General features: G+C 61.5%; 14 protein-coding genes and 1 pseudogene. 8 read left to right on the forward strand and 7 right to left on the reverse strand.

Annotated elements, in window-relative coordinates:
• The first annotated feature begins 8 nt into the window (after nucleotides 1-8).
• Complete coding sequence (locus QSJ80_RS01930) at nucleotides 9-428, forward strand: F0F1 ATP synthase subunit epsilon (RefSeq protein ID WP_285762579.1); 420 nt, start codon at nucleotides 9-11, stop codon at nucleotides 426-428.
• Between the two features lie 73 nt (nucleotides 429-501).
• On the opposite strand, the gene QSJ80_RS01935 is transcribed toward QSJ80_RS01930, so the two are convergent.
• Both QSJ80_RS01935 and QSJ80_RS01940 read right to left on the reverse strand, forming a co-directional pair.
• A complete protein-coding gene (locus QSJ80_RS01935; RefSeq protein WP_285762580.1) occupies nucleotides 502-2,136 on the reverse strand; it encodes a tetratricopeptide repeat protein in 1,635 nt (544 codons plus the stop codon).
• A 188-nt stretch (nucleotides 2,137-2,324) separates the two neighbouring features.
• Entirely contained in the window at nucleotides 2,325-3,428 is a 1,104-nt protein-coding gene (locus tag QSJ80_RS01940) for a class I SAM-dependent methyltransferase (RefSeq protein ID WP_285762581.1), read from the reverse strand.
• 260 nt (nucleotides 3,429-3,688) lie between these two features.
• On the opposite strand from QSJ80_RS01940, the gene glmU reads away from it, so the two are divergent.
• The 3 genes from glmU (at nucleotide 3,689) to glmS (ending at nucleotide 7,854) form a co-directional block, all read left to right on the forward strand.
• Nucleotides 3,689-5,050, forward strand: a complete 1,362-nt coding sequence (gene glmU, locus QSJ80_RS01945; protein WP_285762582.1) for a bifunctional UDP-N-acetylglucosamine diphosphorylase/glucosamine-1-phosphate N-acetyltransferase GlmU — start codon at nucleotides 3,689-3,691, stop codon at nucleotides 5,048-5,050.
• Between the two features lie 164 nt (nucleotides 5,051-5,214).
• Nucleotides 5,215-6,015, forward strand: coding sequence for a DeoR/GlpR family DNA-binding transcription regulator (locus tag QSJ80_RS01950; protein WP_285762583.1), 801 nt, complete (start codon nucleotides 5,215-5,217; stop codon nucleotides 6,013-6,015).
• A gap of 9 nt (nucleotides 6,016-6,024) precedes the next feature.
• Nucleotides 6,025-7,854, forward strand: coding sequence for a glutamine--fructose-6-phosphate transaminase (isomerizing) (gene glmS / locus QSJ80_RS01955; RefSeq protein WP_285762584.1), 1,830 nt, complete (start codon nucleotides 6,025-6,027; stop codon nucleotides 7,852-7,854).
• Nucleotides 7,855-8,103: 249 nt separating this feature from the next.
• Here glmS and QSJ80_RS01960 read toward each other — a convergent pair whose 3' ends face one another.
• The 4 genes and pseudogenes from QSJ80_RS01960 to hexR all read right to left on the reverse strand — a co-directional run bounded on the left by QSJ80_RS01960 (nucleotide 8,104) and on the right by hexR (nucleotide 12,809).
• Nucleotides 8,104-9,945, reverse strand: a complete 1,842-nt coding sequence (locus QSJ80_RS01960) for a monovalent cation:proton antiporter-2 (CPA2) family protein (RefSeq protein ID WP_285762585.1) — start codon at nucleotides 9,943-9,945, stop codon at nucleotides 8,104-8,106.
• Nucleotides 9,946-9,969: 24 nt separating this feature from the next.
• A pseudogene (locus QSJ80_RS01965) lies at nucleotides 9,970-10,623 on the reverse strand (NAD(P)H-dependent oxidoreductase).
• Between the two features lie 17 nt (nucleotides 10,624-10,640).
• Complete coding sequence (locus QSJ80_RS01970) at nucleotides 10,641-11,885, reverse strand: multidrug effflux MFS transporter (protein WP_285762586.1); 1,245 nt, start codon at nucleotides 11,883-11,885, stop codon at nucleotides 10,641-10,643.
• Nucleotides 11,886-11,942: 57 nt separating this feature from the next.
• The gene (gene hexR, locus QSJ80_RS01975; protein ID WP_285762587.1) at nucleotides 11,943-12,809 is read right to left on the reverse strand and encodes a transcriptional regulator HexR; all 867 of its coding nucleotides are present in this window, start codon (nucleotides 12,807-12,809) and stop codon (nucleotides 11,943-11,945) included.
• Between the two features lie 327 nt (nucleotides 12,810-13,136).
• Here hexR and uvrD point away from each other — a divergent pair, with 327 nt between their 5' ends.
• Entirely contained in the window at nucleotides 13,137-15,341 is a 2,205-nt protein-coding gene (gene uvrD, locus QSJ80_RS01980; RefSeq protein WP_285762588.1) for a DNA helicase II, read from the forward strand.
• A 36-nt stretch (nucleotides 15,342-15,377) separates the two neighbouring features.
• Nucleotides 15,378-16,529 carry a TRAP transporter substrate-binding protein gene (locus tag QSJ80_RS01985; protein WP_285762589.1) on the forward strand — a complete coding sequence of 384 codons (1,152 nt, stop codon included), beginning with the start codon at nucleotides 15,378-15,380 and terminating at the stop codon, nucleotides 16,527-16,529.
• A gap of 66 nt (nucleotides 16,530-16,595) precedes the next feature.
• On the opposite strand, the gene QSJ80_RS01990 is transcribed toward QSJ80_RS01985, so the two are convergent.
• The gene (locus QSJ80_RS01990) at nucleotides 16,596-17,009 is read right to left on the reverse strand and encodes an acyl-CoA thioesterase (RefSeq protein ID WP_285762590.1); all 414 of its coding nucleotides are present in this window, start codon (nucleotides 17,007-17,009) and stop codon (nucleotides 16,596-16,598) included.
• A 159-nt stretch (nucleotides 17,010-17,168) separates the two neighbouring features.
• Here QSJ80_RS01990 and QSJ80_RS01995 point away from each other — a divergent pair, with 159 nt between their 5' ends.
• Nucleotides 17,169-17,600: a hypothetical protein gene (locus tag QSJ80_RS01995; RefSeq protein ID WP_285762591.1), complete on the forward strand. Its 432-nt coding sequence runs from the start codon at nucleotides 17,169-17,171 to the stop codon at nucleotides 17,598-17,600.
• Between the two features lie 62 nt (nucleotides 17,601-17,662).
• A complete protein-coding gene (locus tag QSJ80_RS02000; protein ID WP_285762592.1) occupies nucleotides 17,663-18,952 on the forward strand; it encodes a TolC family protein in 1,290 nt (429 codons plus the stop codon).
• The last annotated feature ends 5 nt before the right edge of the window (nucleotides 18,953-18,957 follow it).

Genomic DNA, 18,957 nt, shown 5'->3' on the forward strand with positions numbered 1-18,957 from the left:
ATATAGTTATGGCTATGACAGTACACTGCGATGTGGTGAGTGCCGAGGAATCCCTCTTCAGCGGCCTGGTAGAGCTGATTGTTGCTACCGGTGTCGAAGGTGAGCTGGGTATTTCCTACGGTCACGCCCCGCTGCTGACTGCGCTGAAGCCGGGTCCGGTCCGTATTATCAAGGCCGGTGGTGAAGAGGAAGTGCTGTACGTCTCCGGCGGTTTCGCCGAGATCCAGCCGACCGTGGTCACCATTCTCGCCGATGTCGCCGAGCGTGATATCGACGAAGCCGAGGCAGAAAAAGCGCGCGAAGAGGCGCTGGCAGCCATGAGCGGTCAGCCGACCGAGATCGATTACGCGCACGTCTCTGCCCAGCTGGCAGAAGCGGAAGCCCGTCTTCGCACCCTCAAGGCGATCCGCAGGGCCGCCGGCAAGTAAGAAGCAATTCTTACGGCCACGAAAAAGCAGCTTCGGCTGCTTTTTTTTCGCCCGGATTTTCCTTTTGCACAATCTAGTGCTGACCGTTGCCGCTTTCGGGTGGCCTGCGCTGGCTATCGGGATGCAGTTGCCCGGCCAGTGCCCTCAAATAACGGGCGGCCCGCTCCGTTTCTCCAGCCAGCGTCGCTGCCTGGATAGCGCCATACAAACTGTTGTAGCGCCCGGGCGATTTCTGCAGGGATTTTTCATAGGCCACCAAAGCCTCCGCCGGCCGTCCTGCCAGCATCAGCATGTCACCGAACAGTTCCCGTGCCGGTAATACCGAACCGGGCGATACCGGGTGCTTATCCACACTGTCTTCGAGATCCGCTGCTTGTACCATCATCGCCAGCGCCTGCTCTTCGTCACCGGCTGCATAATCTGCCCAGGCCCGTACAGCGATTTCCCGGGCACCGGTAACCGTGGCCCAGTACCGTTCATTCGATGCCTCTACCTTTTGCTGCAAGTCCTTGATATTACGGGCGGCTTTGCGTGCGGCTGAACTGTCGCCACTACGTGCGGCGCCGATACCCTGGGCAAAATACACCAGTGCCTCAGCCCAGGGATATTTGTCCCACGGAAAACCCTTGTGACTGCGCGGCACAAGGCTTGCCGCCACTTCCCAGTTACGCGTTTCGAGTGGCAGGCGTGTCCTTGCCGCGGCAATGCCATAGGCCGAGGCAAAACTGTCCTGTGCCTTGCCGGCTCCCATCACCTGTTCGAGCACCGCAGCTGCGGCCCTGTCGTTACCCTGCTGTAAATGTGCATACATCAGGTAATCCAGCGCATGGTAATAGTGCAGTGATGTCATGCCATCACTGACCGGTTGTGCCAGTGCTGCGCGTGCAGAGCGGATATTCCAGTCGATGGTTTCGGGCCACTTTCCGAGCCGGACGAAGATATGGCTTGGCATGTGCAGCGCATGCGGTACTTCCGGCGCAATCTTGTCGTAGGCGCGCGCCACTTCCAGTGCCTTTGGCCGTAATGCGAGTATTGGGTTGTCGTATGCGTGAATCAGGTAGTGGTGCAGCCCGGGATGCTGCGATGCGCGCTCGAGCAGGGATTCCAGAATCTCACCGGCACGTCTCTGTTGCCGGTATTGCCTGTCTGTTTTGGGTGCCGTTGCGAGCAGGGAAAGGGCATAAAAAGCGCCGGCGTCGATGTCGCCAGGAAACTCCCGGTAAATTGCCCCCAGGGCTTTCTCCCAGGCGCGAAGTTTTTCCCGGTGATTACCTGCGTCCCAACCCTCGTAAAAAATTGCGATAGCATCGAGGTATGCCTGCTCCCTTGGTGTTGACCCACCAATGGCCTGTGCTTTTTCGATTGCCGCGCGACCGTCCGCGAGTTCGGCGGCAAGCGGCGGTGCCCAAAGCGGGTGGAAACGGGACATGGCCAGACCCCAGTAAGCCATCGCGCAGCTTTTATCCTGCTCGATAATTTTCAGGAATGCATTGCGCGCCTGTTCGTACATCATATGGTGCAGCAGCGCGACCGACTGTTGTATGGGTTTCTGCAGCGCCGGACTGCAGCTTGTTTCAAAACTGACATGTCCGAGTGATTTTGTCAGGTTGTCTTCACGCGGGTACGCGAGCGGCGCTTGAGTGAGCAGGCCGGCCAGTATCAGGGCAGTAAACAACGCACGAATGGCGCCTATTTGTCGGGTTTTCATCGCCTTGTCGCAAGCTGTTGGAGGTGGATTGGTGACTGCCAGAAGTGTAGTTATCGAAATTCGAAACTCGAAACCCGAAAAAAGGGCCACGCACCGCCTGGCCTGTTGACCGCCATAAAAAAAGCCCCTCATCGAGGGGCCTTGTTTACATCGCCTGAATGCGGGGCAATTTAAATCTATGCTTCTGTTTAAATCTTTGCTTCGATGATCAGGTTCGCCATGGACTCGGTGGCTACCCGCACGCCACTGAATCCGGCCTGGTTCAGTACTTCTGACAGTCGCTTCGGCCCAGCCTGCGCGCCCAGTGCAAGGCCTACTTCCTGAGACTTGGAGCACGGCGTGCAGAGGAAAGTTGAGCCGGCATAGAACAATGCGCTGAGCGGGTTCATATTATCTTCCAGCGCATCCTTCGCCATAGGCTCCACCAGCAACAGTTTGCCGTCCTTTGCCAGGCAGTTCCGTGCCTGTCGCGCGGCGCCCACCGGATCCCCCATGTCGTGCAGGCAGTCGAAGTAGCAGATCAGGTCATAGGGACCGCCGGCGATATCCTTCGCAGTACAGACTGAAAAGTGGGTGCGGCCATCTACCCCGGCTTCCATCGCCGCCTGTTCTGCCGCGGCAATGGAGTCGACGTGGTAATCGACGCCGTAAAACTCGGAGTTCGGGAAAGCTTTGGCCAGGATGATCGTTGAAGCGCCGTGGCCACAGCCTACATCCAGCACTTTCGCACCGCGCTCGAGTTTTTCCACCACGCCGTCCAGCTTGTGCAGCCAGTCATCGATCAGGAAGGTCTTGTAACCGGGGCGGAAAAACCGCTCGGTACCCCGGAACAGGCACTGGTGGTGCTGGTGCCACCCAAAGCCGTCACCGGTCCTGAATGCCTCTGCGATATCATCCGCCGAGTGATACATGCTCCGTGTCACGGACGCCGCTGCCGCCATAAAAGCTGGCGAGGTGTCATCCGCCAGCACCGCGGCATGTTCGGGCGGCATACTGAATTTCTTTGTGGCGGCTTCGTAATCGATATAGCCGTGCGCCGCCAGCCCACTGAGCCACTCGCGCACATAGCGCGCATCGAGTGCAGTTTTTTCAGCCAGTTCATCACTGGTCACCGGCGCTTCTGCCAGTGCTGCCAGCAGGCCGAGCTGGTCGCCAACATAGACCAGCGCCTGCGCGCCGGTTGCGGCCAGGTCGCCGATCACACGGCCGGCAAAAGCTTCCACTTTTGCCATATCGATGGGGGTTGCCTCAGCAGTTACTTCTACTTCTACCTCGGAAATCTCGGTTGTCATGGGGTTCTCCAGTAGGAACGATACCGCGGAAGAGCGCGAATGTCCGGGCAGGGGGCTGCCCCTGAGCTCTGATGTCCGGAAAGGTTTTTTTAACGAACGGCCGATGAATGCGCCACGGGGTTTCGCCAGGGAAAGAAGTTTGTCCCGCCATCCGGCAAAAATAGCGCCAGTGGCTTGCCCAACTGTGATGTAGCTTCCAGAATAGGCGCCCTTCAGTGCCCCGCTGCGGGACGCAGGAAAACAGAACAAGAGAACGAAGTATGAGCATCGATGTTGTCATCCTCGCCGCGGGCAAAGGTACCCGTATGCGCTCCGACCTGCCCAAGGTCCTGCACCCGATCGCGGGCAAACCCATGTTGGGCCACGTGGTCGATGCCGCCAAGGCGCTCGGTGATGTACAGATCACGGTGGTGATTGGCCATGGTGCGGAGCTGGTACGGGAAACCTTCGCTAACAGCGATGTGGCATTCGTGGAGCAGACCGAGCAGCTCGGTACCGGCCATGCGGTGGCGCAGGCACTGCCAAATTTGCGCCCCGGCGCCACCACGCTGGTGCTGTATGGCGATGTGCCCCTGATCCGTGCGGGCACCCTGCAGGGCCTCCTGGCAGCGGCGGAACACGGGCCAGCCCTGCTTTCCGTGGATATGGACAACCCCGCCGGTTATGGCCGTATCGTGCGCGACAACGCCGGCCGCGTGCAGGCGATTGTCGAGGAGAAGGATGCCAGTGGCGAGCAGCTGCAAATCTGCGAAATCAACACCGGCATCCTTGCCGCGCCGGCGGACCGGCTTGCGGAATGGCTGCCAAAGCTGTCCAACAACAACGCCCAGGGCGAGTATTACCTGACCGATGTGGTGGCCATGTCGGTGTCCGAAGGTGTGGCGGTCAGTGGCGTACGCGCCAGCGACCCGGTGGAGGTGGCCGGCGTCAACAGCCGTTTGCAACAGGCGGAGCTGGAGCGCGCCTGCCAGCGGCGCCAGGCGCAGGACCTGATGGTCCAGGGTGTGACCCTGCTGGACCCGGCCCGGATCGATATTCGCGGCAGCCTGCAGTGCGGCACCGACGTCAGTATCGACATCAACTGCGTGTTCGAGGGCGATGTGGTGCTTGGCGACGGCGTGCAGGTGGGTCCCAACTGTGTCATTCGCAATGCACAGATTGCGGCTGGCACTGTGGTCAACGGCTTTACCAGTATCGATGGTGCCGACGTCGGCCCGGACTGCAACCTCGGCCCCTACGCGCGCCTGCGCCCGGGTACGGCACTGGCCCGCGGCGCCAAGATCGGCAATTTCGTGGAAACCAAGAAGGCGCAAATCGGCGCCGGCTCCAAGGTCAATCATCTCTCCTATGTGGGTGACGCCGAGCTGGGCAAGGATGTGAATGTCGGTGCCGGTACCATCACCTGCAACTACGACGGCGTGAACAAGTTCCGTACCGAGATCGGCGACAACGCCTTTATCGGTTCCAACAGTGCGCTGGTAGCGCCGGTGAAAGTCGGCGCCGGTGCAACCGTCGGAGCGGGTTCCACCCTGGTGCGCGATGTGGAAGATGCCGAACTGGCCGTGGCGCGTGGCAAGCAGCGCAATATCAGTGGCTGGCAGCGGCCCACCAAGAAAAGCTGAACCCCGCCTAAAAAGCCGGATCAGCCCTGATCCGGCTCTAATATTGCTCTAAAATCATTAAAAACCCCTGACTTTGCACAATCTTCCGTGCGAATCCTGCGCTTTCGCCTTGAAATTCCTGCTTTCGCAACGATAATAACTAAGTTTCAAAACGAAAGATAAGCATGTCAAAACGTAATACCGCGCAGCGCCGCCACCAGATACTGGCGCTGTTGCAGGAGTCCGGCGAGATCAGCGTCGAGCAGTTGTCGCGTCGCTTCGCCACCTCGGAAGTCACCATCCGCAAGGATCTTGCGGCCATGGAGAGCCACGGCCTGTTGCTGCGGCGCTACGGTGGCGCCGTACCGGTGCCGCGCGAGGTGGTGGACGACAACGCCGTGTCCGCCAGCAAGCGTGCAATCGGCGCAGCAGCGGCACAGCTGGTGCGCGATCACAACCGCATCGTCATCGATTACGGCCGCACCACTTCCGCGCTGATACCGGCGCTGGAACAGAAACGCGGCCTGGTGGTGATGACCAACTCCCTGCATGTTGCCGCGGCCCTGCGCGAACTCCACAACGAGCCCACCCTGTTGATGACCGGCGGCACCTGGGACCCGCACTTCGAGGCGTTCCAGGGCCAGGTGGCGGAACAGGTACTGCGCAGCTATGACTTTGACCAGGCATTTATCGGTGCCGACGGGCTCGACCTGGAGCGTGGCACCTGCACGTTCAATGAACAGGTCGGCCTGTCGCGGGTGATGGCGGAAGTGGCCCGCCAGGTCGTGGTGATGGCGGAGTCGAGCAAGATCGGGCGCCGGATTCCCAACCTGGAACTGCCGTGGGAGAAAGTTTCCACGGTGGTCACCGACAGCAGTATCAGCGCAGAAGCACGTGCTGCGCTGGAGCAGCGCGGCGTGACCCTGGTGGTGGCCGAACTGGATAACGAGATAACGATGGAAGCGCGCGACGCTTCCGGTAAGTGAGGACTGACTATGTGTGGAATCGTTGGGGCGGTTGCCCAGCGTAATGTGACCGAGATCCTGCTGGAGGGCCTTCGCCGCCTGGAGTATCGCGGCTATGACTCGGCCGGCGTATGCCTGGTCAATGGCGATGGCAGCCTGCAGTTGCGCAAGCGCATCGGCAAGGTGGCGGAACTGGAGAAGCGCCTGCACGAGGAACCGGCATCTGGCCACCTGGGCATTGCGCATACCCGCTGGGCGACGCACGGGGTACCGTCGGACGCCAATTCCCACCCGCACCAGTCCGGCAATATCGCGCTGGTGCACAACGGCATCATCGAGAACCACGAGGAAATGCGCAGCCGCCTGCAGGAGGCCGGCTACGAGTTCCGCTCCGACACCGATACCGAAGTGGTGGTGCATCTGGTCCATTCCCACGTGGCCACCGGCAAGGATCTGCTGCAGGCGGTGACCGATGCCAGCAAGGAACTGAAGGGCGCCTATGCCCTGGGCGTGGTAAGCGCCGAAGAGCCGGGCAAACTGGTGTGCGCCCGTTCAGGTAGCCCGCTGGTAGTGGGTGTGGGCATCGAGGAGAACTTTATCGCCTCGGACACACTGGCGCTGCGTCAGGTGACGGACCGCTTTATCTACCTTGAAGAGGGCGATATCGCCCTGATCACCGGCGACCAGATCAGCGTGCACGATGCTGCTGGCGAGGAAGTCAGCCGCCCGGTCAACAAGATCCAGGGTGGCCACGGTACCGCCGACAAGGGTCGCTACCGCCACTATATGCAGAAGGAAATCTTCGAGCAGGCGGAAGTCGTGGCGGAAACCATGCGCGGGCGGATCAGTGATACCAGTGTGCTGGAGCAGGCATTGGGCGCCCGTGCCCGCGAAATCCTGCCGCAGGTGGAGCATGTGCAGATCGTCGCCTGTGGTACCAGTTACCACGCCGGCATGGTGGCGCGCTACTGGCTCGAGGACTGGGCCGGCATTCCCTGCTCGGTGGAGGTGGCCAGCGAGTTCCGCTACCGCAAGACTGCGGTCCGCCCCGGCACCCTGTTCCTGACCATCTCCCAGAGTGGCGAGACTGCGGATACCCTGGAGGCATTGCGCCAGGGCAAGTCCCAGGGCTACCTGTCCTCACTGGCGATCTGCAATGTCCCCAACAGCTCTCTCGTGCGGGAATCCGACCTGTGCCTGATGACCGAGGCCGGCCCGGAAATCGGCGTCGCCTCCACCAAGGCGTTCACCACGCAGCTGGTGGCGCTGCAGCTGTTCACTATCGCCCTGGCAAAACTCAACGGCATGGCCCATGAGCGCGAGGCCGAGCTGGTGCGCGACCTGCACCGCCTGCCGCAGCTGATGGCGGAAGTGGCGTCACTGGACAGCGTGATCGAGCGCAAGAGCGAGGCGTTTGCCGAGAAGCACCATGCCCTGTTCCTCGGCCGCGGAGTGCACTACCCGATTGCGCTGGAGGGTGCGCTCAAGCTGAAGGAAATTTCCTATATCCACGCCGAGGCCTACCCCGCCGGGGAGCTCAAGCACGGCCCGCTCGCACTGGTGGATGCGGACATGCCGATTGTGGTGGTGGCGCCCAACGACGAGCTGCTGGAAAAGCTCAAGTCCAACCTTCAGGAAGTGAAGGCGCGTGGGGGCGAGTTGTTTGTATTTGCCAGCCGCGATGCCGGTTTCCGCGACGAGGAAAACGTGACGGTCGTGGACCTGCCGGAACTGCCGGACAGTCTCGCGCCGATCCTGCTAACCGTGCCGCTGCAGCTGCTGTCCTACCACGTGGCGGTGCTGAAGGGCACGGATGTGGACCAGCCGCGCAACCTGGCCAAGTCGGTAACAGTGGAGTAACCCATATCAGTGAACGGATTCTTTTGTTTGGTCACAAATCGTTTTGCGTGATTTGCCGAATTGCTCGTCTAATAGGCAAACGCAATGAAAAAAGGCCCTCTCCCGGGCCTTTTTTTTTGATCTACGGGGTCAGAGCCAAGGATTTATGGGGTCAGAGCAAAAGCTCTGACCCCATAAATCGAAAATCGGGACCCTCGGGGTCAGAGCTTTTGCTCTGACCCCACACATCCCGGCTCTGACCCCACTCATCTACAGACCGGGTTTGCTCCCCTGCCCACTCTCCCAGTGACCGTCCAGGTGCAGGTCCACCTCGCGCCGGTCCTCCTGCAGGGCCTGCAGCAGCTGCTCGCGATAGGCCTTGGTTTTCTCGATATGCTGTGACTCATCTTTCCAGTAGGGGAACAGCTGCTCCAGCATACGCTGGTCGTAGGCCTTGAACTCCAGCGCCGCGCGGCGTGCGCGGCTGGCGCGCCAGCCCAGTAGCCGCAGCGCGCATTCACCAATCGCCAGTGCGCTGTCCACCGTCTCGCGGAACACATGGGTCACCCCCGCTTCCATCAGTGCGTACTGGTGCATGCGGTTGCGCGCCCGCGCCAGGATTTTCAGGTGCGGGAAATGGGTGCGGACCTGGTCGACAATAGCCAGTGACTCTGCCTGGTTGTTCAGGGTCAGGACCAGCAGTTTGGCCTTGTCCGCACCGGCAGCCTTGAGCAGCTCCGGTCGTGATGCATCGCCGTAGAAGGCGCGGATGCCATAGCGCCGCACCAGATCCAGCTGTTCCGCGTTGCGCTCCAGCAGCGTGGTTTCGAATCCGCACAGGTTCAGCAGGCGACCGGTAATCTGGCCAAAGCGGCCGTAGCCGACGATGATTACCGGCGTGTCGGTATCGGGAATCTCATCCGCCTCGCGATCGCTCTCGCCGCGCAGGAAGCGCGGTTGCACCAGCTTTTCATGCACCAACATCAGCAGCGGTGTGGTGGCCATCGACAGCGCTACCACTGCCACCAGTATTCCTTTCAGGTCCTCGGAAACAATTTCGTGACGGCCGGCAAATGCCAGCAGCACAAAACCGAATTCACCGGCCTGCGCCAGCGAAAAGGAAAACAGGTAATTCTCTCCCGGTGACATGCCGGCAACCTTGGACAGCCCGAACAGGATCGCAAACTTGACCACCGCCAGCATGGCCACCAGGCCGAAGATCAGCATCGGTTCACTGGCAATCAGGCCGAAGTCGATGCTCGCGCCCACCGTAATGAAAAACAGCCCCAGCAGCAGACCCTTGAAGGGTTCGATATCAGCTTCCAGCTGGTGCCGGTATTCACACTCCGCCAGCGCAACGCCCGCGATAAATGCGCCCAGTGCCGGCGAGATGCCGATGGCATTCATCAATGCGGCGATGCCCACCACTATCAATAGCGCGGTGGCAATAAACAGCTCGCGCAGGCGACTGCCGGCAACGCGCCGCAACAAACGCCCGAGCAGGTAGCGTCCTGCCAGCAGGATACCCACCAGTGAAACCACCACCACCAGTGTCTGTTGCCAGCCGCTGAGCCCCTCGCCGGTGCGGATCTCGTAGGGCGCCAGCAGCGGCAGCAGTGCGAGCATCGGGATGACAGCGATATCCTGGTAAAGCAGCACCGAGAAGGCCGCGGTACCGCCCTCGGTTTTCATCAGCCCTTTCTCGGACAGCGTCTGCAACACAATGGCGGTGGACGACAGTGACAGCACCATGCCTACGGTGATGGCCTCGCGCATCTGCAGTCCCATGGCCAGTGCAACGGCAATCAATACGGCGCTGGTCAGCAGGACCTGTGCGCTGCCGACTACCAGGATGGGCCCGCGCATATCCCAGAGTTTTTTCAGCTGCAGTTCGAGCCCGATCAGGAACAGCATCATCACCACGCCAAACTCGGCAAAGTGCATCACGTCTTCCTGTTCGCCAACGAGGCCGAAGATATGCGGGCCAATCAGCGCACCCGCCACCAGGTAGCCGAGCACCGAGCCGAGTCCGAGACGCTTGAAGATGGGTACCGCGATCACTGCCGCAAGCAGGTAGATACTGATCTGGACGAGAATATTGCCGTGTTCCATGGCGTACTTTTTTTGGAGCCTGTGTCAGGGGTTGATCTGTTGATTCAGGTACTGGCCGCCACCGAATTCACAGATATCGAATTTATTGGCCTTGGTCAGAAACGACAGCGCGCGGGCATAGGTCTGCGCCGTTTTTTTCACTTCGCTGTCATCATTACGCATTTCGTGGGGGGCATGCACCACAAAAGGCTGCAGGTAGCGCATGCCACAGAATGCCGCTGTCTGCCGGAACGGTAACAGGTATTGCTCCAGCGAGGCACCGGGTTCGCTATAGGCTTCCAGGCTGGCACCGGTGGAGACTGCATTGCAAAGGTACTTGTCGCGCAATGCGATACCGCCTTCGCCGAAGGCAAATCCCGGCTCAAATACGCAATCCATCCATTACTTCATCAGTGCCGGGCAGCTGTACCAGAACAGTGGATGCTGCAGCACCACCACATCGTGATTGCGCAGCAGAGCCTGCTCCTGTGCCACGTCGACATAGAAATCCGGATAGCACTCATACAGGTCACGCACCGTTACATGAGGCACTGTGCCAGCTGCCTGCAGCATCGCGCGATTGATGCGCGAGCTTTCCAGGTGCGGGTGTGCAAAAACGACCAGAACAGAGCGCATGGGGGGAATGATCCTGAGATGGTTTTGGCGCTTCAGTATAAGGTAAAGCGCCAGTGGCCGCATGACGCGGCGGGTGGTGGTTACTCTGGTGCGATCGGCCGGTGCGCACGTGCCAGTACCAGTGCGCTGAACAGTGCCGCGCTTGCGCACAGCGCCATCAGCGCCGCAATGGGCACCAGGTTGCCGGTGTGTAGGCTGTTGGCCAGGGCGCCCAGGATCGCACCGGCAATAAACAGGGTCGCGCCGTAGAGCGCATTGGCACTGCCGCTGATGTTCGGAAAAAATTCCAGGTAACAGGCCGAGCAGTTCGGCCCGGTAATGCCGATGGCACCGATTGCGATCACCAGGGGCACCATCCATACCAGGATCTCGCGCACACCGGTCAGTGCCACCAGAAGCAGTAGCACGGTACCGAGCAGGTGCAGGATCACCCCGGCGACGAGGATGCGTCCCGGTTCGAAGTACCTGAGCAAGCGGATATTCAGCTGGATGGTGAGCGCCAGCCCCAGCACGCACATGCCGAAGTAGATCGGGAAAGTCGCCGCGTTTGCGCTGAAGAATTCCATGAACACGAACGGCGCGGTGGTGATGTACACAAACAGGGTGCCGCTCACCAGCGACTGGGTCAGCAGGAAGCCCATGGCACGTCGGTTGCGGATCACGGTGCGGTAATTGCCGAGCAGCTGTCGCGCGGGCTGGCGCTGGCGCTTGGCCCGTTTGTAGCTGGAAACCGTTTCCGGCAGCAGCACGCGCACCAGTACGAGCATCAGCGCGGCGTAGGCCAGCAGGAATACGAAAATGCTTTTCCAGCCGAACGGCACCAGCAATAGCGAGCCGATCACCGGTGCCGCCAGCGGTGCCAGCAGCATCATGGAAGTAATGATGGAGAAAATTCGCGCCGCCTCTCGGCCGTGGAACAGGTCGCGCACGATGGCCGCGCTGATGACGGTGGCAAAACCACCGCCAGCTGCCTGCAGGAAGCGCAGCAACACCAGTGTGTCGGCCCTGTCTACCAGCAGGATGCAGACAGTCGCGGTGATAAATGCGAGCAGGCCGGTAGTGCCGATCAGTCGCCGGCCATAGCGATCCGACAGCGGGCCGCCCAGCAGCTGGCCCAGGGCAAAACCGAGCAGGTAACTGGAAACCGACTGCTGGATATGCGCCACGCTGGTGCCGAAGGCCGCGGCCATGGCGGGAATCGCCGGCAGGTAACTGTCGATCGCAAACGGTGTCAGTGACACCAGTGCCGCCAGCCACAGGGCGAGGCCCTTGGGTGCTATAGCAGCGACAGGTGCCTGGGTTGGCCCGGGTGAATCAGCGCTCATGGGGTGGCTCCGCCGCGCCGTAAACGGATGGCGCGGCAATGAAATACGGGAAGTGGCTTACCTGGACTGGTCTTCGGGCTGCTTGCGCAGGTCGCGCAGGCCCTGCTTGAGCTTGAGCAGGTGCTCCTGCAGCTCCGGCCCTTTGCGCTGGGCCACGCCGATCGCCAGTACATCGATCACCACCAGGTGGGCGATACGTGAAGACAGCGGGGTGTAGAGTTCGGTGTCCTCCTCCACATCCACTTCCAGCGGAATGGTCGCCGCCTGAGCCACAGGCGACCCGCTCGGGGCCAGGCCGATCACGATACCACCCTGCGCCTTCACCAGTTCGATCGAGTGCAGCAGCGCCTTGGTGCGGCCGCTCTGGGAGATGGCCACCACCACATCGCCGGGCTTCATGCTCATCGCCGACATGTTCTGGATATGGTGGTCGGCGTGTGCCGCGGTGGCAAGCTGCAGGCGGAAGAACTTGTGCTGTGCGTCCGACGCCACTGCACCGGAGGCGCCAAAGCCGAAGAACTCCACCCTTTTGGAGTTCTCGATGGCGCGGATGGCGGCGTCCAGTGCGGCCGGGTCGACCTGGTCGCGTACCTTCACCAGTGTGTCGATGGTGGAGTCGAACACCTTGTGAGTGTACTGGCCGATGCTGTCCGCCTCGGTCACCGCGATCTGGCCAAAACTGGGGCTGGCGGCCAGCTGCTGGGCCAGGTTCAGCTTGAAATCCTGGAAGCCGTTACAGCCGATGGCGCGGCAGAAGCGCACCACCGTGGGCTCGCTCACCTGGGCCTCGGTGGCCAGGTCGACAATCCGCATATGGATAATGTCGTTCAGGTTGGCGAGGACATAGTCAGCTACCTTGCGCTCGGACTTGCGCATGGTGGTGATGTTGTCGCTGATTTTCTGGGTTAGTTCTGCCGGCTTCACGGACCACAGCCTTATATGCCTGAAAAGTGCGCCAGTTTATCACTATTGCCGCAAATCGTAGCCATTGTCGTAAGGGCCGATGGTTGAGGGGCCGGCGGGAATGGTGTTTCGAGACCGGTCAGGGTTCGAAATCCTTTTCAGGGGACTGGTTATGCGGGCTGGCTGGGAGGAGCTTTCAAGACCGTCGGCCGCATGGACGCGGCCGTCGAGCGCACAGGGATGTGTTCACAGCGTGTCTTGAAAGGTCCTACCGACCGGACCGCAAGTGATCACAGGACCTGTTTATTTGCACAGTAAAGCGCCCCACCCTCTGTTACAATCCCGCGCATGGACGTATCTCAGATTCTCGACCCCCTCAACGATGCCCAGCGCGAAGCTGTTGCCGCCCCGCCCTGTAACCAGCTGGTGCTCGCCGGCGCCGGTTCCGGCAAGACCCGCGTACTGGTGCATCGCATTGCCTGGCTTATGCAGGTGGAGGGTGCCTCCGCCCATTCGATCATGGCGGTGACCTTTACCAACAAGGCTGCCAAGGAAATGCGCGCGCGCATCGAGGAGCTGCTCGGTATCAATACCTTCGGCATGTGGGTCGGTACCTTCCATGGCCTGGCCCACCGCCTGCTCAAGCAGCACTGGCAGGAAGCCAGGCTGCCGCAGAACTTCCAGATTCTGGACAGCGACGACCAGCTGCGCCTGATCAAGCGGGTGCAGAATGAACTTCAGCTGGACGACAAGCAGTGGCCGCCACGCCAGACCCAGTGGTGGATCGGGGCCCAAAAAGATGAAGGCCTGCGTCCGCAGCATGTGAATCCGGGGGCGGATCCCTGGGCCAATACCATGGTGCGGATCTACAGCGCCTATGAGGAGGCCTGCCAGCGCGGTGGCCTGGTGGACTTCGGTGAATTGCTGCTGCGCGCGCACGAACTGTGGCTCAACAACCCGTCATTACTCGCCCACTACCAGCAGCGTTTCCCGTTTGTACTGGTGGACGAGTTCCAGGATACCAACACCATCCAGTACGCCTGGCTGCGGGTGCTGGCCGGCGATCGCTGCAAGCTGACTGCCGTGGGCGACGACGACCAGTCCATCTACGGCTGGCGCGGCGCGCGCATCGAGAATATCCAGATGTTCTCGCAGGACATGCACGACGTGCAGACCGTGCGCCTGGAGCAGAATTACCGCTCCACCAGCACCATTCTCAAGGCCGCCAACGGCGTGATTGAGAACAACGCCGGTCGCCTGGGCAAACAGCTGTGGACCGAGGGCGCCAAGGGTGAACCCATCTCCCTGTACGCGGCCTACAACGAGCAGGACGAGGCGCGCTTTATCGTTGAGCGCATCCGCGACTGGACCGTGAGCGGGCGCCGCCTGGACAGCATCGCCATCCTGTATCGCTCCAACGCCCAGTCGCGTGTGCTGGAAGAGGCGCTGCTGCGGGAAAAGATTGCCTACCGTATCTACGGCGGCCAGCGTTTCTATGAGCGCCTGGAAATCAAGAACGCCCTCGCCTACATGCGCCTGCTCAGCAATCGCGATGACGATACCTCGTTCGAGCGGGTGGTGAACACACCGACACGCGGCATCGGTGCGCGTAGTGTCGATGCGATTCGCGAATGCGCGCGCATGCAGGGTTACTCCATGTGGGACGCGGCCAAAAAGCTGGTAGCCGAGCGCGCCCTGGCGTCACGCGCGGCCAACGCGGTGCAGGCCTTCCTCGACCTGGTGGATACTGTGGCCGAGGAAAGTACCCAGCAACCGCTGGCGGAAATTGCCGAGCTGGTGCTGAACAAGACCGGCCTGCTGGAATTCCATCGCAACGAGAAGGGTGAAAAAGGCCAGACCCGTGCGGAGAACCTCGAGGAACTGGTGAGCGCCTGTCGCAGTTTTGACGGCGATGAAGACGAGGAGCGCCCGTTGCTGGACCAGTTCCTCGACAGTGCGGCGCTGGATGCCGGCGAGGGTCAGGCCGACGAGTTCGAGGACGCTGTGCAGATGATGACCCTGCACTCGGCCAAGGGACTGGAGTTCCCGCTGGTGTTCATGGCCGGGGTGGAGGAAAACCTGTTCCCGCACAAGATGTCGGCCAGCGAGCCGGGCCGCATGGAGGAAGAGCGCAGGCTCTGTTACGTGGGTATTACCCGTGCAATGGAAAAGCTCTATATCACCCATGCAGAGAGCCGCCGCCTGCACGGCCAGGAGACCTTCAACCCGGTATCGCGTTTCGTCCGCGAGATTCCCGTGGATACCATCGAGGAAGTGCGCCTCAAGACCGAGGTTTCGCGACCATTGTTCCAGCCGCGCGGTGGCGCTTTCGGGCGCAAGCCCGGCGCCATCAACGGTTTCTCCGACCCGGCGCCGGATGACGAAAACCTGCCCGCACTGTCACTGGGTGGCCGCGTCGAGCACCCGGTCTTCGGCGAGGGCACGGTGATCAATTTCGAGGGGAGTGGCGCGCGTATGCGTGTGCAGGTAAATTTCGATGATGAGGGCAGCAAGTGGTTGATGCTGTCCATGGCGAAACTACAGCCGCTCTGAAGCTGCAAACGGACCAATCTTTAAAACTATAAGAATATGAACACCCAAAAAATCAACTGGTACCCGATCGTCATCCTCGGCCTGCTGGCACTGCTGGTGGCCACATTTGCCGCGCTGGTTTACCGCAGCGCCGGCGACCAGTCACAGAATGCAGCCAGCGCTTTTACGCGGCAGGATGCCCAGTACGAGTGGAAGCTGGTCACTACCTGGCCGAAGAATTTCCCCGGCCTCGGCAGTGCGCCGGAGCGCTTCGCCAGGCTGGTGGATGAAATGTCCGCGGGCCGCCTGCAGGTTAAGGTGCTGGGTGCGGGAGAGCTGGTGCCTGCCATGGGCGTGTTCGGTGCGGTTTCGGATGGTGCTGCGCAGATGGGCCACGGCGCGGCCTACTACTGGAAGGGCAAACTGCCGGCGGCGCAATTCTTCACTGCGGTACCCTTCGGCCTCAACGCACAGGAAATGAATGGCTGGCTGCACTACGGCGGCGGCCTGGAGCTGTGGCGCGAGATCTATGCGCCGTTCAACCTGATCCCGTTTGCCGGCGGCTCCACCGGTGTGCAGATGGCGGGCTGGTTCAACAAGGAAATCAACTCGGTCGACGACCTCCGGGGCCTCAAGATGCGCATTCCGGGCCTCGGTGGCGAGGTGCTGAACCGTGCCGGCGGCACCGCAGTGACCATTCCCGGCGGGGAGCTCTACACCGCCCTGCAGACAGGGGTGATCGATGCAACCGAATGGGTGGGTCCGTACAATGACCTGGCATTCGGTTTCCATCAGGTGGCCAAATACTACTACTACCCGGGCTGGCACGAGCCGGGTTCGGTGCTGGAATTCATCGTCAACAAGGACGCCTACGAGTCACTGCCGGAAGACCTGCAGGCCATTGTCAGCGCCGCCGCGCGGGACGCCAGCCAGGACATGCTGGATGAGTACACCGCGCGCAACAACAAGGCCCTGCGGGAGCTGGTGGACAACCACGAGGTTCAGCTCCGGCGCCTGCCGGACGATGTGATTGCCTACCTGGCGAAGATCAACCGCGAGATGATGGAAGAGACCGCCGCAAAGGACCCGGTATTTGCGCGGGTCTACGAAGCCTTCAAGGCCTTTGGTGCCGAGGCGGCGGCCTATCATGAGATCAGCGAGCGGGCCTATTACGACACCCGCGAGCTGAATCAGCTGAAGCAGGATTAAACGCTAAGGGCTTGCTCCAGGCGCTAAGGGCTCTTTCTGGTTTTTCTCAGGCGCTAAGGGCTTGTTCTAGACGCTAAGGGCTTCTGGCTGCTCTACCGGGCGGGTGCGGCCGCGGTCGTCGATGGCGACGAATACGAACTCGCCCTCGGTAACCTTGACCTGCTCGCCACTGTGCACGTGGGTCAGCCACACTTCCACGATGGTGCGGATGGATGAGCGCCCTACTTCCTGCAGGTCTGCATAACAGCTGATGGTGGAACCCACCGGGACCGGGCGCAGGAATACCATGCTGCCGACGGCCACCGTGGTGACGCGGCCGCGGGCAATCTTCTGGGCCAGGATGGCACCGGCAAGATCCATCTGTGACATCAACCAGCCCGCAAAGACGTCGCCCTGCGGATTGGTATCCGCTGGCATGGCGAGGGTCTGCAGAGCAAGGATTCCGCTCGGTTGCGGCAGTTCGTCGTCGATGTCGTTCATGTCACTTCTCACAGCGTTGTTAGAGTTATTGCATGTGGCCCGGGCAAACCCCGGGCAGGCGGCGCAGTTTAACACGACTGGCGGCTTTTTGATCAATATTTAAAACGATTGTTTTACCCCGACTTGCCTCGCCGATGCGAGCCGGCCTAGAATCCTGCCATGCGCTCATTTATTGCCCTGACATTGCTGCTGTTCTTCAGCGCCCAGAGCCTCGCCCTGGCGGCGCCCTCTGGTTGTGGCGGTGAAATGGGTTCGCATCAGGACCACCAGAGCCATCACGACATTCCGGTGGAGGGCACAGTACACGCTGGCATGGGCCACGCTGACATGGATCACGCCAGTATGCCCTGCTGTGACGGTACCGCTGCACCGGCAGCGGAGTTTGCTGAGGTTTCTGTAGAGGCGCCTGTACAGATGGACGGCCTGTGCCAGCTGGGCTGTGCCGCAGCCGCCGCCAGCGTTTCCGCACAGGTAGCGCCCGCGCCGGGATTTCTGGTGCTGTCCGGTCTATTCCCTGAGCACGACTCGACTTCCATCGCTCCGCCCCGGAACGAGCCGGATAACCTCCTGCGCCCACCAATCCACGCCTGAACTGCCCCTGAGCTGGTGCGCCCGCGCACCTGAACCCCAATCGCAGTACAGGAAATCTCCCCATGGGATACCTCACTCGCACCCTGCGCCTGTCGTGCGCGGTGCTGGTTCTTAATACGCCGCTGATCGCTCTTGCGCAGCCGCTGGGCCTGGCGCAGGCCGTGCGCATGGCACTGGAAAATGACCCGGACAATGCTGCCGCCTTCCATCGCGCGGAAGCGCAGCGGGAGGCGGCCGTTGCCGATGCCCAGTGGTCCGACCCGACTCTCAGGTTTGGTGTTGCCAACCTGCCGCTGGACAGCTTCGATTTCAACGACCAGCCCATGACCCAGAAAGTCATCGGTATCAGCCAGCGCCTGCCGCGCGGTAACAGTGCGCGGCTCGCCGGTGAGCGCGGTGAACTGGTGGCCGAAGCGGGCTTCGCTGCCGTGGCAGATGCCGAGCTGCGCCTGCAGCTAATGGTCAGTGAGTCCTTCCTCAACCTCGCCGAACAGCTCGAGACCCGCGCCCTGCTGGGGCAAAACCGGCGCTGGCTGGCGGAGCTGGTCGATTACAACCGTGCGCGCCTTGCCAGTGCGCAGATCCAGTCTCAGCAGCTGCTGCAGTCGCAGCTGGCGCTGGCGCGCCTGGACGATCGCTTCGGCGAGGTCGAGGGCGCGATCAACCGGTCGCGCGGCACCCTGAGCCGCTGGCTCGACAGCGCTGCCTGGGGGCCGGTGGACACAAGCTTGCCCGGTTGGACGGAAACCCTTGACTGGCTCGCGGCGCAGACGCTGCCGGTACCTGTCGCCAGTATCGAGGCCCATCCCGCCCTGCAGGCCGCGGAGGCCCGGATAGAGGTCGAGTCACGCCAGGTGGCGATTGCCAATGAAGCCTACAAGCCGCAGTGGGGTGTGGATCTCAGTTACGGCCAGCGCGACGAGACGCCCATGAGTGACGGCAGTGATTTCTTCAGTGCCATGGTTTCGGTCGACCTGCCCCTTTTTACGGGTAAACGCCAGGACCGGCGCGTGGCGGCCGCACGGGCGCGGGAGAGTGCCGGCATCCTGCAACGCCAGGGCCTGCAGCAGCAGATGCACGCCGGCCTCAACGCCGCCGTGGCTGCGGCCAATACCTACGCCGAGCGGTTGTCCCAGTACCGGGGGGAACTGCTGGCTCAGGCAGACCATACCGCCGATGCGGTACTGGCCGGCTATGCAGCCAATACCGCTGACCTGGATGCGGTGATCGCCGCGCGCATGGACGCCATCGAGGCCCAGATCAGCGCGCGCCGGATCGAATATGGCTATTACCGCGCGCTGGCGCGGATCCGTTACTACCTGGCCGCCGGCCAGCGGGAAAACACCAAATAAGTGCT

The sequence above is a fragment of the Biformimicrobium ophioploci genome, from assembly GCF_030270605.1.
Taxonomy (GTDB): Bacteria; Pseudomonadota; Gammaproteobacteria; order Pseudomonadales; family Cellvibrionaceae; genus Biformimicrobium; species Biformimicrobium ophioploci.

Bases quoted from the DNA above. Each gene is read 5' to 3' on its own strand.
- QSJ80_RS01930 (WP_285762579.1), top strand. From the start codon at position 9: ATGGCTATGACAGTACACTGCGATGTGGTGAGTGCCGAGGAATCCCTC.
- QSJ80_RS01935 (WP_285762580.1), bottom strand. From the start codon at position 2,136: ATGAAAACCCGACAAATAGGCGCCATTCGTGCGTTGTTTACTGCCCTG.
- QSJ80_RS01940 (WP_285762581.1), bottom strand. From the start codon at position 3,428: ATGACAACCGAGATTTCCGAGGTAGAAGTAGAAGTAACTGCTGAGGCA.
- glmU (WP_285762582.1), top strand. From the start codon at position 3,689: ATGAGCATCGATGTTGTCATCCTCGCCGCGGGCAAAGGTACCCGTATG.
- QSJ80_RS01950 (WP_285762583.1), top strand. From the start codon at position 5,215: ATGTCAAAACGTAATACCGCGCAGCGCCGCCACCAGATACTGGCGCTG.
- glmS (WP_285762584.1), top strand. From the start codon at position 6,025: ATGTGTGGAATCGTTGGGGCGGTTGCCCAGCGTAATGTGACCGAGATC.
- QSJ80_RS01960 (WP_285762585.1), bottom strand. From the start codon at position 9,945: ATGGAACACGGCAATATTCTCGTCCAGATCAGTATCTACCTGCTTGCG.
- QSJ80_RS01970 (WP_285762586.1), bottom strand. From the start codon at position 11,885: ATGAGCGCTGATTCACCCGGGCCAACCCAGGCACCTGTCGCTGCTATA.
- uvrD (WP_285762588.1), top strand. From the start codon at position 13,137: ATGGACGTATCTCAGATTCTCGACCCCCTCAACGATGCCCAGCGCGAA.
- QSJ80_RS01985 (WP_285762589.1), top strand. From the start codon at position 15,378: ATGAACACCCAAAAAATCAACTGGTACCCGATCGTCATCCTCGGCCTG.
- QSJ80_RS01990 (WP_285762590.1), bottom strand. From the start codon at position 17,009: ATGAACGACATCGACGACGAACTGCCGCAACCGAGCGGAATCCTTGCT.
- QSJ80_RS01995 (WP_285762591.1), top strand. From the start codon at position 17,169: ATGCGCTCATTTATTGCCCTGACATTGCTGCTGTTCTTCAGCGCCCAG.
- QSJ80_RS02000 (WP_285762592.1), top strand. From the start codon at position 17,663: ATGGGATACCTCACTCGCACCCTGCGCCTGTCGTGCGCGGTGCTGGTT.